The 19,071-nt window shown below is 36.6% G+C and carries 7 protein-coding genes; all 7 read left to right on the top strand.

Annotated elements, in window-relative coordinates; genetic code table 11:
* Positions 1–21 precede the first annotated feature (21 nt).
* The 7 genes from KFE94_07265 to KFE94_07235 are packed head-to-tail and all read left to right on the top strand — an operon-like array spanning position 22 to position 18,664.
* On the top strand, positions 22–558 hold the full coding sequence (locus KFE94_07265; protein UTW67905.1) for an OmpH family outer membrane protein: 537 nt from the start codon (positions 22–24) through the stop codon (positions 556–558).
* A 43-nt stretch (positions 559–601) separates the two neighbouring features.
* A complete protein-coding gene (locus KFE94_07260; GenBank protein UTW67904.1) occupies positions 602–1,114 on the top strand; it encodes a hypothetical protein in 513 nt (170 codons plus the stop codon).
* A gap of 1 nt (position 1,115) precedes the next feature.
* Positions 1,116–6,431, top strand: a complete 5,316-nt coding sequence (locus tag KFE94_07255) for a hypothetical protein (GenBank protein UTW67903.1) — start codon at positions 1,116–1,118, stop codon at positions 6,429–6,431.
* 10 nt (positions 6,432–6,441) lie between these two features.
* Positions 6,442–8,067, top strand: a complete 1,626-nt coding sequence (locus KFE94_07250) for a hypothetical protein (GenBank protein ID UTW67902.1) — start codon at positions 6,442–6,444, stop codon at positions 8,065–8,067.
* A gap of 3 nt (positions 8,068–8,070) precedes the next feature.
* Entirely contained in the window at positions 8,071–8,775 is a 705-nt protein-coding gene (locus tag KFE94_07245) for a hypothetical protein (GenBank protein UTW67901.1), read from the top strand.
* 2 nt (positions 8,776–8,777) lie between these two features.
* Positions 8,778–18,293: a hypothetical protein gene (locus tag KFE94_07240; protein UTW67900.1), complete on the top strand. Its 9,516-nt coding sequence runs from the start codon at positions 8,778–8,780 to the stop codon at positions 18,291–18,293.
* Entirely contained in the window at positions 18,293–18,664 is a 372-nt protein-coding gene (locus tag KFE94_07235; protein ID UTW67899.1) for a hypothetical protein, read from the top strand. The genes KFE94_07240 and KFE94_07235 overlap by 1 nt, the downstream gene beginning before the upstream one ends.
* Positions 18,665–19,071: the final 407 nt, after the last annotated feature.

The raw sequence follows: 19,071 nt of genomic DNA, 5'->3' as shown, positions 1-19,071 counted from the left end.
AGGGATAAAAATAAATTAACCATGCAGAGATACTCTATAATAATCAGCGCACTATCGTTGGTGCTAATCGTAATTTTTCTAAGTCTATATATAGGAGATACCCGAAAGGTTGGGTATGTGGATAACACTCGTTTGTTATTGGATTATAATGGGTATAAGGAAGCACAGTCGGATTATGAGAAGAAGGAAGCAGAGTGGGCGAAGAATCTGGAGGAATTAGAGAAGGATTTAAAAGCGTCTTTTATAAAGTATCAAAGTGAGCGAGAGAGTTTATCGATAGAGAGACGGAAGAAGGAAGAGGAGATATTAAATTACAAGAAGAATAATCTATTAGAAGCGAAGGAGCGATACACGGAGAATATCCAAAGGGAGAATGATCGTTTGATGGAGGAAGTATCAAATCAGATTGAGGTGTATGTAGAAAGGTATGCTCAGGAGCAGGGCTATGAACTTATTGTAGGAATCACGGATCAGGGGAATGTTTTGTATAGTGATAAGGACAAGAACATAACGGAGGAATTACTGATTGGATTGAATGGCAGTTATGAGGGGATGTAGTTATATATGGATATATATAATGGTCTTTTTTATTTCTGGATGTGTGAGAGAGGAAATAGAGAGTAAGGAAGATCTGTTGGGGTATATAGAGGCTCATCGCGAAGATTTTTCGAAACACCGAAATTTTAAGGAGTTAGATGTGGATGTTCGCTGTATTCCCGGTGAGTTAAGAAAGGATAGAGATTTAGATGGAGGTTTAAGTTTTGTTTTTTCAATAACGGGAAAGGAGCAAGATTTTTTAAAGAGATATTCACGTAATTATGAAGAGTACCGGCAATACAAGTGGTATTTGATGAATAGTTGGAAGGACTTTATTTATATAGAGGAAGAAGGGCGTAAGATACCACCTGATATTGCACAATTTGAAGAGCGATATGAATTGGGGAGGGGATGTGTGTATAATATTGTGTTTGATGAGACCCAATTAAAAGAAGAGCAAGTAACCCTGGTATATGATGACCAGATATTTGGTATGGGGAAGTTGAAGTTTCGGTTTGACTTGTCTGTATTAAGAGATCTACCAATAAACGAAGAAACGTATTACAATACTTTGTAAAATGAAGAGAATAAGACCATTATTAAAGACAGCGAGTTATGGGATGTTGATCCTGTTTGTAAATCAGATCATGTTCCCGATGTATAGTTATGCGATTACAGGGCATTCGAGTATGCCGGAGTATAGTTCATTTGAGCCGGTATCGACCACGAATATGGTCAATGAATTTGATGGGAGTTTTACTTATAATTTACCGTTATTGAATGTACCGAATGGGTATCCGGTAAACTTATCCTATCATAGTAATTCAGTGAATAATGAGGCATTATCGAGTTGGGTTGGATTGGGATGGAATATTAATCCAGGAGTGATTAATAGGAATAAGAAGGGTTTCCCAGATGAGTATGATGGAGCGAAGGTGACCTATTATAATCGTATGCCAGCAAACTGGACAATAGGAGCGAAGTTGGGAGTAAATATAGACATATTTGCTAAAGAGACATCAAAGGGAGAGTCATCAGGATTGATAGGAGCGAATATAAGTCAAACAATATCCTTTAATAATTATAATGGATTAGGAACTTCATTAAGTTTTGGCGCATCAGATTTTGCAGGAGTGGCCAATATCAATGCGAGTTTTTCGAATGGGAAGTATAATGGGGCGACATATAGCATTAATCCAATGAATGCATTAAATGCATTTTCGGCTAAAGATAGGCCTTTAAGTGAGGAAGATGCTAAGGGTAAAAGTGAAATAGATAAATTACTTCTAACCGAAAAACAAAAGGAAAAAGATACTGAAACTATGAATAAGGGAAAGGAATCAGCGTTATCTTTTTTTAATCCCTCATTTGGTCCATCATTTCGCCCTATTCCGGTTTCTGTGTCAGAGTCTATGGGAGTTATGACAAGTATTAAATTGGATGTTGGAGCAGCTTTTGCACCTGTACCAATAAAGGGTCAGTGGTCTGCTACGGGAACATTTTCGATGCAGAAGAACAAGTATGAAGTAAAGGAGGAGACGGTATATGGCTATTTAAATACAGAGAAAGCCCAAGATGATCCAAAAGGATTGATGGATTATACGATGGAGATGGAGTCTCATTTAGAGAAGAACGATGAAGTTTTGGGGTATCCACTAGCGAATGCAGATAATTATAGCTTAAGTGGAGAAGCTTTTGGAGGGAGTTTTGAAGCGGTGCGAGGAGATTTTGGATATTTCAGACCGAATGAAATACGTAGTGAAGATATAGGAGTGGATTTTGGAGCTGGTTTTTCAGTGCCATTAAATTTCATTCCGGGTCTTGCAAATTTAGAGTTCGGGTATGGAGGATCGATAGCATCAAATTATCATCAGACAGATATAGGAGAGTGGGAAGAATTTATGGGTGTAGATCAATCTTTTAAGTCAGAGTCTTCATTTGAGGAATCTCAAGAGAAAGTATTTTACTTGTTTGCTGGGGACTTAGCTGGATATTTTGATTTAACGGAAAGACATGATGTATTTAATGATGCACCATATTCTCCGACATTAACGGGGAATGTATCAGCAAATGATAATTCATATGGAGGGTTTCGTATGGTTAACTTCAGAAGTGATGGGAAACATAAGCAACGAAGTACACATATTGTGACTCATACGAATGAGGATTTTTCAAAGCTAGGAAAGCGAAGTAGCCCATATAGGACTTATGAGAAGGGGTTAGAATATTATAATGGAAGTAGTTATGAGGATTATGACTATGGAGATTACCCTGCAGGAGGTATTGCAGAGATTGTAACAACGAATAAGGATGGATTAATCTATGTATATGGATTACCGGTATATGAAAGAAATGAGCAGAATATCCAGTATGGTTTGGAATCGAGTGACTATTCAGGTTCACCGAATGTAATCTTTTCAGAAGATGGCTTGATAGCGATGTTAGATAAGAGTCAATTTTCTGATAGTGGTGCAAAACGTAAAGTAGGTCAGAAGGATGGGAATATGTATGCGACAACGTATTTACTTACACAGATACTCACACCAGATTATATAGACCGTACAGGAGATGGTCCATCAGAGGATGATTTTGGAAGTTATACACAGTTTAAATATGAGCGAGTACATGGTGGAGATGGCTCAGACGCATGGTATGGTCATAGATCTCCATATATTGGGGTGAGTTTATCTTCAGGTTCCTTATCAACGAATCGAGATGATATGGGAAGTTTTGGATATGGAGAGAAAGAGGTGTATTTATTACATGAGGTGCATTCAAAGACTCACGTAGCGAAGTTTAAAAAGAGTAGTCGATCAGACGGACAATCGGTGGGATTACCGAATGGTTCAAGTGCGGAAGCGATTGCAGAATGGGATGGAAGTACCGGAACGAGAAAGAGTCTGAAGAAATTAGATGAGATTGAGCTATATGCAAAACAAAGTGATGATGGTTCCTTATCCGAAGAATTATCGAGTGTTCATTTCAAGTATGATTATACTTTGGCAAATGGCTTACCTAATAATTCATCTTCTAGTGGGAAGTTAACCTTAAAGAAAGTATGGGTAGAACACGGAGGGATTTCTAAGAATAGAATACAGCCATATGAGTTTGTATATGAGTATCCTAATATTACGAGTTATCCTATTAGTGCTCAGTATCCTTCATCAGATCAAGTAGGACGAAATATTAACGATTTTGATCATGGGGATATTCCAGTAGGAATTCAACATCCTAATTATATGTCTGTGAACACAGATGGTTGGGGGCAGTATTGTAATTATGATGAGGACAAATCAGATTTAAATTATGCGAGTAAAAATTTAAAGCGCTTTTTCCCATTTAATAATCAGGATCCGGATTATAGTAAGTTCGATCCAGCGGCCTATTTATTAAAGCAAATAAAATTACCAAGTGGTGGGGAAATCCATGTTCAATATGAACAACATGAATATGCTTATGTACAAAACCGCAATGCGATGGTGATGGTTCCGCTTCATTCGGATACGGATGTTGAAGAGACAAATAACAAGCTATATTATATTGATATAGAGAAGATAGGGTTGTCTACTCCGAATACGAAGAGTGAGCGAGAAGCTTTAGCTAAAAAGCTATTTGAGCCGATGATAGAAGGGGATCGGATGTATTTTAAATTTTTATATGCGTTAATAGGGGATACTCCGGATTCAAAGCGTAATCATACGGATTATATTGAAGGGTTTTCGGTGATATCGAGTTATGGTTTTAAAGATGGGTATTTTTTCTTCAGTTTTGATGAAAGAAATCCGAATACATCTAGCCCAGAGTTTGATAATCCGGTTAATAACCCAGGAAAAACGAGTAAGCGAGAGATTCCAAGGAAGGTCTGTAAGGACTTTTATAAATCACAAAGGAGGTTATTAGTAGATGGAGGTCAAAATGTAGTTGGTCTAACATCAGCTGTAGATGGGGGAAGTGAGAAAGGAATGGCAAAATCCTTTTTAGGAATATTAGAAAGTGCGGCATCAGGGGTTGTTGAAAAATGTAAGTATATGGATCCTGAAATGTCTTATGTGCGTTTAAATCTACCATTGGGTACTGGTGACTATAGAAAGCCAGGGAAGAAAGCAGGAGGCGCTCGTGTAAAACGATTATTAATGTACGAAGATGGAGGAATGTTATCTGACCCGGCAACAGTATATGGAACGGAATATTTATATACGCTGGATGATAATGGTCAGGGCATATCTTCAGGAGTAGCGACCAATGAGAGTGGAAGTATTAAGATGGAAAATCCATGGGTACATCCTATAGATAAGTCGGATATATCTTTAGGCGAATCGATATTAGGCTCAAGTTATTTATACAAGCATATGGGGCCAATAGGATTTGGGTTTATGCCTGGTCCATCAATAGGATATTCAAAGGTAACGAGTCGTTCAATTCACCCTGGGAAGACAGGAACAGGAAAGACGGTAAAAGAGTTTTATACAGCAAAGGATTATCCCTGTTTTATGGAGAATCCAAGTGTAGATGCCCCGCCACCAAATTATGGACGTACACCACAGTTAACTGCAAGTTTAGGTGTTCCAGGATTTAGTGTAACGAATGAAGAGTTTTCAGCGACTCAAGGGATCGTGGTTCATTTAAATGATATGCATGGTAAACCAAAGATGACACGTGTGTTATCGAATGATGGAAAGAGTTTGGTTTCATCAACAGAGTATAAGTATATGCATTATGAAAAGCGCGGAGATGATCAGTCTAAGACGGTACAGTTGATGGGTGATAATATGGCTATAAAAACAGCACGATTGGGAGATTTAGGAAGAAAGGTGAGTGTACATGGATATAGTAAGTCTATTGTGGATGAAAATGTAAGTGTTCGAGCTACTTTAGATACAGATGGTCCAGGAGGAATAGCTTATCCGGGGATACCAATACCTATACCTGGAATTTTGGCAAAGTTGGCAGATTTAAGTTCGCCAGTGAAAGCTTCATATACGCGTACGAAATACAATACAGCAAGTGTATCAAAAGTAGTGGAACATACTTCGATTCCAACAGAGGTGATTACGGTGAATGATGGAATACGTACGCATACGGTAAATAGAGTATATGATGATTACACGGGTGATGCTGTAGTGACGACCTATAAAGATGATTTTAAAGAAGGAGTGTATTTGGATCAGAAATTTAAGGCGATGTGGAACTATAAAGGGATGCGATCTAAGTATCAAAATGAGGGTTTAGTGATAGAGCCGTCATTATGGGGATTATCATCAATTACAGGAAATACATCCGCAGGTTTGAGTACAATTACGTTTAACGCCACTTCGTCCTCTAATTTCTGTGGATTAGAGGAATCTTTCCAGGTTGGTGACTTCTTAGAAATTAATGATAAAGCATGCTTATATCATGTCACAGATGTGGATGCCTTGAATAATAAACTGGTTGTTCAAAGGTCAATGCATAGTACGAGTACCTTACCATCGAATATTAGTCGTATTGAGATATTACGAAGTGGATATACGAATCAGATGAATACAATGATGGGGCAAACGGTATTTTTCTCTCCAGAAGGAGTGCCTAATTATTATTCAACACCGAGTGGTATTAGTTATGGAACGAATCAGTTTATAAATGATTTAAATCAGGCAACAACAAACTTGAGTAGTACACCTAGTCAACCCATAGTTTTATATGGGCCGTATACGGAGGTTGATTTGTCAAGTTTTTCAGTGATAAACTGTGAGGGGATGAGTATTAGGAATGTGAAGGTGGACGTGATAATAGATCAAACCTCTTCTCCAATTAAGACAAGTTTTTCAATAGTATCCTATGAGTATTCATGTGACGGAAAGTCTTATACATTGTATCACTGTGGTGAAGGCGGCTTAGGTTATCCATCAAACTAAAATTAAACCGATGAAAAAGTTAATTTATATTTTATTGTTTATGTCTCCATTAATTGGTCTTGCAGCTAATTTTAATGCGACTTATGTACCTCATTCGACATTAGATTATGTTTTGAGGTTTAAGATAGAAAAGATAGCGGGGAGTTATAATTCGAGTGATAATTTGGGTTATAGTATCCGGGTCAATAACAGTTATGGGGTGCATCAACCATTGTTAGATCCCAATGGGGGACCGTATTATTCAGATGTGTATTTTTATTATGCAGGAACATTTAACATAGAGGTTAAATATTCTATTAATGATGTAGTAATAGAAACCCAGACCATGAGTGTGGTGGTGACATCTGCTAATGGGGAGTATGGTTGTTGTTCTGTGACGATGAAGATGGCACATCAAACGGTAGGAGAGAACGGGCAATTTGTATTGGATCAAGCTACTGGAAATGTTGTATTTCAAAGTGGGCTATGCGGAAGTGTAGAAGAATTTGATTGTATTTCATTTAATAACGGGTTGTATTTAGAGCATGTGATCAGTGCGAATGCACAAACATTTTCATCGAATTGGTCAACGGATTTAACTCGATATGCGAAGGATATGACGGGGGTATTTCCAAATCAGGTAGAGCAAGGCTTTTTAAATAAATGGAGAGTAAAAGAATCTTATACCTATAAGTCGGAATTAGATGGATCTATAATTAATACTGCAGCTACAGATGATTATAAGAATTATGATCGAGGGACTTTTGGTTATTCTCAATTTTTATGGAGGGATGTGTCTTCTAATGACTATGATAAATGGATTAAGACCTCCAATATGATGGAGTATTCTGCTAATGGAGATCCTATTTATGAGATTAACGCATTGGGAGTGACGAGCGGGGCTTTATATGGGTATAACAACACGCAAGTAATAGGAGTTGTACAACATGGGAGATTTTTTGAAGTATCCTTTGAATCATTTGAGAATACGTACATTCCGGACCCTTCTTCTTCCCCTGTACTTAAATATTTTGATAATGGAATAGAGCAGACGAGTAGTTTGGATGTGGAGACGACATTTGGTCATACGGGTAATCAGTGTGTTGAAGTTAAGGATGCGGGATATTTTAATATAGCACCGAGTTTAAATGGCGGTTTATGGAGTAATACGGATGTTTTAGATGGAGATGGTTTTTTAGTTCAGGCATGGGTAAAAACCACAGGGACTCCAACTTTTAATGTCAAGCTTACAGATGGGAATGGTACGGTTAGAAATGAAGATATGGAACTCGCTCAATCATGTGGAGAATGGAGTTTATATGAAGTAGAGTTAGATGGTTCTGATTTAGCAGGAGTATCTCCTCCGGGTATTGAACCTTCAAGAATACGATTTGAGATGTCATGTACATCATGGACATCATCAGGCCCTACGATTTATATAGATGATGTTCGAGTTCAACCGGTAAAATCAGAGATGGTGACGTATGTGTATGATAATCATCAGCGCTTAGTTGCAAATTTTGATAGTCAGCATTTTGCATTGATTTATCAATACAACGAGGAAGGGAAGTTAATCCGCAAATTAAAAGAGACAAGCGAAGGAATAGTAACGCTTTCAGAAACACAGTATAACTCAGAAGGTAAGCCTAGACAATAAGATATGAGAACAGGATTGATAATGATGGTATTGCTATTGGGGATGAGAGGTATTGTTATATCTCAATACCAGTTTCCTTTAGATGCGATAGAAAAATTAAAGCAACATACTTCGGATTATGCAAATATGGTGAATACGGAGAAGTATTTACATTTTCAGATGCAGACCTATTCGCGTAAATCAAGTTATACATCAGATGTAAGAACGACCGATTTTTATAAGAATGGAAAGATGGTCATTATAAGCAGTGATGAGATGAGCTATTATATAGATGATAGTCTGATGATCATTTTAAATGAAGAAGCGAAAAAGATATATATCAAAGAGATAGAATCGGAAGAAGAAATGGCAACCGGTTATATGAATAGTCTGGTAAATGCTTTTGATTCAATTATGTCTTATACATCATCGGTAACCTATAATGAGGGGAAGAATATTTCGTATGAATGTAAAATAGCCCCTAAGAATTATTACAAGTTTGATAATCTGATGTATCAGAACATATACTATTCTAAAGGGGAGATTTTACCGGATAGTATAGTAAAAGGCTATTATTCGGAGCAACTCTACGAAGAAATCACGTATGTTGAATTGGTGTCAAAGGCACGATTTTCGGCATACCCACATCATGATGTGAAACGCTATTTTTTTAATGAAAAGGAAGAGCTTTTAGCACGTTATAAAAATTACTCTATATCAAAACTCTAATTATGAAACTAAAGAATCAATTACATAAAGTGTTTTTATTGTTCGTTGCAATAGTTGCGATGAGCGGTAGTGTGATCTCTCAAATTGTTTTTGAAGGGTCTAATATTTTAGTGAATAATTCGCTTACAGGGAGTTATTCTTCATTGTCAACAAACGGATCACAAACAGTGAGTACAGACGAGTTGATTATGTTGGTTTCATTGGATTATGGAGATGTAACAAACCCTAATATAACGCAAGGGACTATAAGTGTTGGATATGATTTAGAATACTCAAATTCTTCAGGGAGCTCAGTGGTTTTATCGGGTGTGTTGACGGTGAATTCGAACGATTTAAGAGATGCCAAGCAGTATATCAGATCTAATTTTCATTCTTCAAGTGCTGTAAGATTAACAGTGACGAGTGTAACAGGAACGATACCTAATAATTTACGTTTAAAGGTGGATTATCAGGCGAAGTATAAGTATCACTTACATTCCTCAAGTAATATCAATTATCAGTCGGTAGATGTTATTTCAGCTCAAGAGAGCAAGGTAATGTTAAGTTGGAGTAGTCATAGTTCAAATGGTACAAATAGAGATTATTTTGAGTCATATGATTTAGAGATACTAAAAGTAGATCCTAAAAAAGGTTCAGGAGGATCATATACGTTATATAAAGATTGGAGTAAAGCTTTAAAAGTAAGAGTAGATGGAGGAGTGCGTTCGTATGCATTTATGCCAAGTTCAGGAGAAGGCTATTATGTATGGAGAGTAAGACCGATTGGATCACAATATTCAGGTGGTGCAACAAATGTTAAGAATATAGGAGAATGGTCCAGTTTATCAATAGATGCTTCGTTAGGACATTTTTATACTCCGGCAAGTACAGATGGGGGACAAAAATTTAAAGTTACATCACCATCTGGAAATTATAAGCCAGGGGGAAGTTCGGCAAATAATGAGTTTTTCATAGATCAAAGTTTTGAGCAGGGGAAGAACTGGAGTTATATGCAACAGTTTGCAGAAGGAGGCAAGAGAAAAGAAGTGGTAACTTATGCGAATGGATTAAATCAGGTAAGACAAACTCAAACGAAATTAAATAGTAGAGAAGAAGTTGTAGCCAATGCGACTGTATATGATTATTCGGGTAGAGGAGCATTAAATACGATGATGGCACCTACTCAAAAGTCTTATTTTGAGTATGATAATCATTTTATGATTTCCTCATCAACAGGAGGGGTCTATTCAGCAGCAGATTTTGATACGGATGGAAAAATGTTTGCGCCTAATAGTGTAAAGTCTACTTCTTCATTGTCTCAGTATTATAGTGATCAGAATAATGGATCGATGGATGGATTATATGTGGCTGATGGGGAAGGTCAGACATATACCAGAAATGTATATACTCCGGATGCAACAGGAAGAGTATGGGTTCAAGGAGGAGTCGGTGACGTGCTGAAGTTGGGAGATCCAACGAATGTATCAGGAGCGCATAATACGGTGGTGGAATATGGGAGTGTTGCACAGCAAGAGTTAGATTACATATTTGGAAATGAAGCACCATTGGCTGAGAATGTATATAAAACGAGTACAAGAGATCCAAATGGAGTAACCTCTATTAATTATATGACCAAAAAGGGGGAAGTATTGGCCACGATGTTGGATGGAGCTAGAGTAACAGATTATTCAAATAGACAAACGCCAGTAGGAGGGATGCAAACTATAACAGTAGAGGATGCATTATCAGAAGGGATGTTGTCTTCAGATGGATATAGTAGTTCGTCTTCGAAGACATTAATGGTGATGGGAGCAGGAACTTTTAATTCGGTAAAAGCAGATCAAATTGATTTAACGTATTCGTTTTCTCCATCAGATTTTAATTTAGATTGTGATAATGGATGTGGCGATTGTGATGATATTTGTTCGGAGTGTGATTACAAGGTTTATATAACGATTACAAGTCCGAAATATCCAAGTGATCCGGATCGTAATGTACGTTTAGAGATAAATATCCCGCCAAGTTATTTATTGGAGTGTGGACAAACAAATGCGGTATATAGTAATCTTTTGAATGGAAGTGCTCCAGGCAATATTACAGTATCAGCAGTAGATTATACGAATACATCAACAGCTGGAAATACAGTGAGTAGTGCATTTTTATCAGGAATTACTTCAGGAACAATCCATTTAAAGCCTGGGGTGTATACGATAGAGAAAGAGGTAGTGATTAATGATTTAGAGGGGCCTAATTCTGGGCAGACTTATTTAGATTATTATATTTCAGAATTAGAGTCACAGTATGAGAATTGGACATTGACAGAGAACTGTTGTGGGCCATATAGTTTACCAGCTCCACAATGGAGTTGTGATACAATAGAAGGGTTTACTTGTGCAGATCCTAATTTTAACTCAAAGGCTACCGCATTGGCGACTACATTGTATAACTATGTTCAAAAAGAAAAGACCTATCAATTAAACGATGGCAACAATACGTATTATAAAAATATTTTGACAAAACCAGCAGGAGATCTGTTAAGTAATAATATTAGTCAAACATCGATAGCAGACTTTAAGGGCCTAATTACAGATTGGATGTGTAATGAAGGTATAGCGTCAAATACTATATTATCATGTATTACATTATATGGTGAGTTATTAGATAATAATATCACGATAGCAGAGAGCATGGCGAATGGAGGAATCCAGAACCCTGGTTCTGCCGCAGGTGCTTTTAAAGAGAATTATGATTTTTTATTAGGTGTATTTAATTGTTTATCTGTATCGAGTGAAGGCCCTGGTTGTAGTTATTGGATAGATATTGTAGCATATGGTCAAAACGGATCTTCACAGGAATTCATAGATGCAGTGAATTTGGCGAATATGAAGAATAAAGGAATAATAGTGACCTATAATAATATTGAACATCCGGGAGGTCCGCCTAATATAGGAGGGATACCATCGAATCAGGTAAAATTAGTAGAGGTAGTTCATTCGGGTTTTTATTCATCAGCTAGTTTTTATCAGAATCATAATACACATATAGATAAAACACAGGCCCTGGCACATGATAATTGTTTAAGGTATTTGCAATATCCAAATTCGACAGTGAATACAGGGGCAGAGGAGTCAGACCGTGCGGCATTGGCAGAGATGGGGTGTGATTGTTTAGAGAAGATTCCAGACCCGATGCCAGAGATGAAAGATGAGATTTCTAATTCGACTGCATCTGTGGAATTAGAGTTATCATGTGAGGAGCAATGTGATGATAATAAGTTGATGTACGAGGTGGCATATAATAATGCGGTTTTAGCCGCAAATTTGGCCAATGGTCATACAGATATCTATTCAGATGATTGGGAAGATGATATAGCTGGTATAGTAAGCACGAAAAAAGATTGTGAGATTGAATTAATGGTAGCACATTGTAAAACAAAGTGTCATAAGGAACTACATACTTATTTAGAGGGTCGGGCGAAGTTTGATTCAGAGACAAACAATGAGAATTCATTTTCTATAAATGGAGTAGGAGTAGATCAGATTTCAATTCCAGGGACTTTTAAGATGAGCGATGTATATGATGATACAGAAGTTCAGCAAAGGTTAGCAAAAGAGCGTCAGGACATTGAAGATGTAGTTTTAGGGACCGCACATTATGCACCATATATACAAAATGGATATTCGGTATCAGATTATCAAAAAGAGGTTAAAGAAGAGATAGTTAAGTTTTTCTATGATAATTTAGAAAGGGGAATGTCTGAAAGAAGTAATTGGGTGAGTCCTAATCCACAACATGTTCTAACTCCATTAGGAAGTCAGGGAGATAGAATGAATACTTATGAAAAAGGTTTTTCTCTATCGGATGGAACAGGAACGCTTAGATCAGTAACAGCTCAGGTGAATGTAATATTTAGAGAGATAATGCCGAATGATTTTTCAGATGATGAGATATTAGAGTTGAACGTAAGATTATTATGTTCAACAGGGGCGGAGATATTTTCATGGGCGGTGGCTCCTGAAAATCTTAGTGATCTGGATCACTGTGGAATATTCAAAGGGGTGAGTCCTTCAGGTTATGATGTGCGTTATCATATTGCAGAGTTTTATTTTGATCAGTTTGATAATTTCCATGCAGTGCCATCAGAGAATATGTGTTGGAAGTCTAATTCTGAGTGGTATCATTATAATAAAGTGACTCCGGTAGATTATACAGCAATAGCGAGTATAGATATTAGTGATTTTCCATGGGGAGGATCAACGGAGTTTTTATTGAAGTATGATGATGGAACGAATGTAGAATATGTAATGAACAAGAAAGTTTTAGCAGGTAGTACATATTCAGAAAGTGCAACATTAATCGCAGATGAAATCAATAAAACTTCATCTAATCCTATAATGAGAGCGAGTAGTTCCGGGAATATTTTGAAGGTATATTTATATGATGAAGAGGCTTTAATTGAACCATCATTAATAAAATTAGAAGGAACTCTTTCCGGTGACTTTGTGAATTTTGATTATCCATCAGAAGTGAGTAGTAACAAAAGTTTAGATGCTTTGAATACTTGTTCTACTGCAAGTGCAACATCTACAAATTGTCCATATGGATATGCAGAAGTTATCGGAAATTCAGTTAGTAGTTTATCAGGTATAGATGTATCGGTTGATCAAGAAATGCAAGTATTGGGAGATGATATTGCAGATTTTTGGAAAACTTCATTTAAGACGCTGATAGATTCACGTCAAGCTACTGGGGTATCAGCAACTTATACAACTAGTTTACCAACCCCTGTAGCGAATGAAACTATATATGTGGAAGTCTACGAAGATGAGAAGGAATGGATAACATCTACTGCGGGATTATTAAGAGCAAAGACATATGTAGAGGCACAGATTTCGGAGATTGAAGAGACAAGTGAGACAGGTGTGGTGACTAAAAGTAGAGAGAGTATTATTACTATGGTGAAGTTGACATTAGAGAACGATTGTGAGAGTGGTCCACAACAACCCAATATAATAGCAGGATTTCAGATTGAACCACAAAATGCGAATAGCCATGATTCATGGATGAGGGGATTGACAATAGAAACAGGATCATATTACGATTATTCAGGTGCCTCTTATACACCTTATTTATACAATAATGTAAATAGAAAAGTATTTAATGATATTGTGTATAATGGATCAGGAGAGTTTTTCCAAATAGATTTGAACCCCAATATGTTGTATTATACAGGGAATCCTCCTGTGGGTTCTGTAAATGGATCAGGAGTAGTTAATGTGTACCAGGGTATATCAAGTAATGTTGAATATTTAGGATGTTATGTGCCATTTACATATGGGCATGTATCGGGCAACACTTATAATACTACAGCAAAATCATCAACCGATTACGATGCGAGTGAGATAGATGAATTTCGAAAACAAACTAATTGTGCTAATTATTATTCTAAATCTTGTGATGTATGTGTGAGATATACGTTTGAGGTAGATAATACGCCAAAGGATATAGAAGTTCCATTATCGTGCGAAGAGATTCAACAACAAAATCAGAATAATGCGATTAGAGGATTATTAAGTGCATGTTTGGAGGATAAGACGAATGAATTAAAAGAGAATTATAAAAAGTGTGCGGAGGATTATACGGATAATCTAAGTATGAGATATGATTTGGTGGCTGGTCAATATACTTTGTATTACTATGATAGAGCTGGGAATTTGATTGAGACAGTTCCTCCACTTGGAGTGAATTTGTTGAATGCATCTCAGGTATCATCTGTGAAAACGTATAGAGATAATCCAGCAGGAAATACGCCAGTGTATCCATCACATACAATGCGTACAAAGTATAGATACAATTCATTAAAGCAATTGGTATGGCAGGATACTCCTGATGGAGGACAGAGTCAGTTTGGATATAATAATCTGGGTCAATTGGTACTGAGTCAAAATTCGAATCAAGATGATAATAACAATAAGTTTAGTTATACTAAGTATGATAAATTGGGCAGAGTTGTTGAAGTGGGTCAGGTAACCAGTTCGTCAGCAGTAAGTTTTGATCAGATGTTGACGAATATAATTTTAGATCCAAGTTTATCAGGTTATACCACATCAGAAGAGGTATATACTCAATATGGAAAGAGTAGAAACAGTACAGCTGATATAACCAATCAAACAGGTGGAGTAACAAGTATAGCACTGGAAAATGTGCGAAATCGTGTAGAAAAGACCTGGAATGATCATGTGACAACATATTATAGTTATGATATGCATGGTAATGTGAAAAAGTTGATTCACGATATGGATGAGATCGGAGTGAAAATTCTGGATTATGAATATGACCTGGTGAGTGGGAATGTGAATCAAGTGAAATACAATAGTCATTATGATGTAGATAGTGAAGACCAGTTCTATCATAGATATAACTATGATGAAGACAATAGAATCACAGAAGTTTATACATCCAAAGATGGCATTTTATGGGACAGAGATGCAGCATATGAATATTATTTACATGGCCCATTAAGTCGAATAGAATTGGGCCAGGATGAAATTCAGGGTGTAGATTATGTGTATACATTGCAAGGTTTCTTAAAGAGTGTAAATACAGTAGACTTAGATACCAAAGGACGCAATGATAAAGGTGCGGATGGTGCACATGTAGGATATATTGATATTACAAATGTATCGGGTTCTGTAAGTAGTGCAACGTTGAGTTTAAATGGATCAAGTACAACGTATAGTTTTACGTCAGTAAGTACACCTGAATTATTTGCTTTGGCATTAAGTTCAGAGATTAATGCGTCCTATGAAAAAGCGAGTTCAGGACTATTGAATAGACTCAAAGCAGAAGTAGTAGGAGATCATAAAGTGAAAATCTATGCTACTGGAGAAGGATCATTACCTACTGGTTTAGGACTAACCGCAGCAGGTGTGACGATTACCAAAAAAGACTTTGCGATTAACAGTACAGCAAGAGATGCATTTGCGATGGAATTGGGGTATTTTGACGGAGATTATCAAAGAAAAGAAACGCGTATTGGTAAGCATAGTCAATACAATCCGTTTACGGCAGCAGGGTCAGATGTGAATAGTAATACTTCGTTATACAATGGAAATATTAGTACGTGGTTGACCAATACGTTTACCGGAGGATTAACGATGGATGAGTACGATGTGAAGATGAATGTCTATCGATATGATGCATTAAACCGAATATTAAACTCCGATTTTAAATGGTGGGATGGCGCGAAATATTTAGATGATGGTAAACGATACGATGAGTCATTTACTTATGATGCGAATGGAAATATCAAAACAGTGGATAGATATGGAACTTCATCACAAGGAAAAGTGGATGATATGGATTACCAATATGTAAGTCCTGGAGTGAATAACAGGCTGGATCATATTGAAGATGCATCTTCTGTGATTCCTTCTGGAACATCAGATTTTCATATGGGGACACAAGGAGATGAGAACTATGAATATGATGATATGGGGAATTTGGTGAATGATAATTATAATGACACGGAAATAGAGTGGAATGTAATTGGTAAGGTAAAACGAGTGATAGGTTCATCAGAAACCATTATATTTGAATACGATGGGATGGGAAACCGAATAACCAAAGAAGTTTTGACTAACTCAGGAGGCTTAATAAAGAAACAGTATTACTTGCGCGATGCGAGCGGGAATGTAATGGCTATTTATGACAAGAAACCGGTGGGGAATAATGTGATATTAAAACTATCAGAAGTGCCATTATATGGGTCGGATCGATTGGGGAATAAGAATATGAACCAGGAGATCGCGACTCAAACGAATGTATCGGTGAATAATTATCAGTTTACCAAGTCACAAACCCAAACGGATTTTAATGTGACTGCTCCGAATCCATATACAACGGTGACATCTTCGACACGAACAGTGGGAGCGAAGAGTTATGAGTTAAAGGATCATTTAGGAAATGTTAGAAGTGTGGTGACGGATAGAAAGAAAGCTGATTACTCTCGTAAATATTTAGAGTTTGGAGAAGTGAATGATGGTTTAAATGACTACGTTCGTGTAAATGCTACGATAAGTTCTTTCACAAATGATCTGACCATTGAGATGTGGGTGAAACCAAAAGACTTTGCTAATCGTCATGATTTAATTTCACTTTGGTGGAAAAATGCTGGCCATATTGGTGTTTTTCAAAATGGATATTTAAAATTTTATTACGGTGATGGAACAAATTATGATCATTTAACAGCAAATGTACCATTAGTAGAAAATGAATGGAGTCATATTGCAGTGGTGAAAAATGTTACAGCAGGAACAGTAACCTGGTATATAAATGGCGTAGAGCGAGGTACTGATAATTTGACTTACAATGCGATTCCTCATACACGAACGTCTTTTAATATTGGACAGTCTTGGACAGGAGCTCCAACTTTAGGAGGAATGGATGAAGTGAGAATTTGGAGTACTCCAAGAACTCAAGAGCAAATACAAAGTTATATGAATAAGAGGCTTTCAGGCAGTGAAAGTAATCTAGAGTGTTATTATCCAATGGATAATATTGTGAACCAAGTTGTGAAGGATTACAGTAGCCATGGTAGAGATGGTATCCTGGGGACTAATTCAAGTGTGCAAAGCTCTGATCCAACTCCGAAAGTAGAAGGAGTAGAATACTTAGCCGAAGTGATCTCTGCAGCGGATTATTATGCATTTGGATCATTGATGCCAATGCGTAATGCGAGTACGGATGATTACAGGTATGGGTTTAACGGACATGAAAAGGATGATGAAATCAAGGGAACAAGTAACTCATTGGATTTTGGGGCTAGGATTTATGATCCGAGAATTGGGAAGTTTTTGAGTGTTGATCCTTGGGCTCATAAATATTCTTGGCAATCACCCTATGCCTATTTTAAAAATAGTCCGGTTTCGGTTATAGACTATAAGGGTAAAGGAGAAAAAGTGTTTGTCACAGGAGAAGATGCTGATGAAGCAACAGAGAAGATAGATGCTTCAACGTCTTTGAATATTACTCGCGGAGAAAATGGAGAGTTGCATGCAACAGGAGATGCTGTTACTGAAAAGGATAAAAAGCTCTTGGAGGCAATTAATGATGATAAAAAGGTAGTAGATTTATCTACTACAAAAGAGAAGACATATTATTCTAAAGAAGGTACAGGTCCTTATCCTTTGGTTCCTGCAGGATACGAAGGAAGTACAGTTATACCAAATACTGGTTTTACTGTTGCTGTTCAGTGGATTAATATGGAAGCTATAAATGCTATAGCTAATATAATAGGGGAAAAACCTGGGGAAACTTTGATACATGAAATAAATGAAGCCTATATAGGAGCAACTAATGATCCTGGAGGAAATTATACTAGCTCGTATAAGAGTTCTCATAAAGCAGCATATTCATTAGATAGAGTTCAGGTTGAGTTAGAGTTTAACAGAGTAACAACAAATCAAGATGTTATTATCTTACAAGCTAGGATAAAAGGTACGACTCAATGGTATAATGTTCTTGAAATTCCAAAGTAATGATTAAACAATTAATGCTGATTATTTTATTAGCTAGTTCACTAAGTTTGTATGCTTGTAGGGGGACTAGATATGCTAATCAAAATCAAGATGTTACATTAGAAGATGTTAATGTAATAGAAGTCGATAGTCTAATTTTTCAAGATTACTTATGGTTTAAAGGAGTTCTAAAAAGAACGTCAGATACGATTATTATACTTAAAAGGAAAAATAGAACTTGTGCTGAAAATAATTTAACAGAAGTTTCTTGGGAAGGGTTAGATGATATATTAAAAATTCGAGTTTATGAATCAAATTTTTTCATTAATAGCAAGTTGGTGTTTTCTAAAAATGTACCAGTTTTTTTGATTAAATGTAGAGAAGAAGATTGACCTTCAACAGCTCGCCAAATGCAGTGCTGATTCTCATTTAAAAACCAAATAGCGGTTACGAATATTCGTAATAATGTGTAAAACAATGGTTTTTTGGGGATGTGTTAGCCCCAATTAGCTTGCCATCAGAATAAAGAATAAAAGCGAAGTTGAACATTTTAGTTTTTCAATCAGCTGTGCTGGTTAGAAAAACTTAATGGCAACTGGTTAATGAAAGAAAAAAATAGAGATTAAAGAGAAAACCACTAGCTGCTGAGTTAGTGGTTTTTTGTTGCTTGTTTTCAGAATAAAGAAACGATAATCAGAATCCAAACAGAGAACATTGATTATTAGTGTTGTTTTATTTTGTTACATATATTTCTGATGTGATATCAATCACGCTAGAACTGATACAGCAGAACCTTATA

Source organism: bacterium SCSIO 12643 (genome assembly GCA_024398135.1).
GTDB lineage: Bacteria > Bacteroidota > Bacteroidia > Flavobacteriales_G > Salibacteraceae > CAJXZP01.
Note: the sequence above shows the minus strand (reverse complement) of the source record. Positions and strands in the feature narration are given on the sequence as shown.

Excerpts from the sequence above, each read along its gene's own strand:
- KFE94_07255 (UTW67903.1), top strand. The coding sequence starts at position 1,116 with ATGAAGAGAATAAGACCATTATTAAAGACAGCGAGTTATGGGATGTTG.
- KFE94_07240 (UTW67900.1), top strand. The coding sequence starts at position 8,778 with ATGAAACTAAAGAATCAATTACATAAAGTGTTTTTATTGTTCGTTGCA.
- KFE94_07250 (UTW67902.1), top strand. The coding sequence starts at position 6,442 with ATGAAAAAGTTAATTTATATTTTATTGTTTATGTCTCCATTAATTGGT.
- KFE94_07235 (UTW67899.1), top strand. The coding sequence starts at position 18,293 with ATGATTAAACAATTAATGCTGATTATTTTATTAGCTAGTTCACTAAGT.
- KFE94_07245 (UTW67901.1), top strand. The coding sequence starts at position 8,071 with ATGAGAACAGGATTGATAATGATGGTATTGCTATTGGGGATGAGAGGT.
- KFE94_07265 (UTW67905.1), top strand. The coding sequence starts at position 22 with ATGCAGAGATACTCTATAATAATCAGCGCACTATCGTTGGTGCTAATC.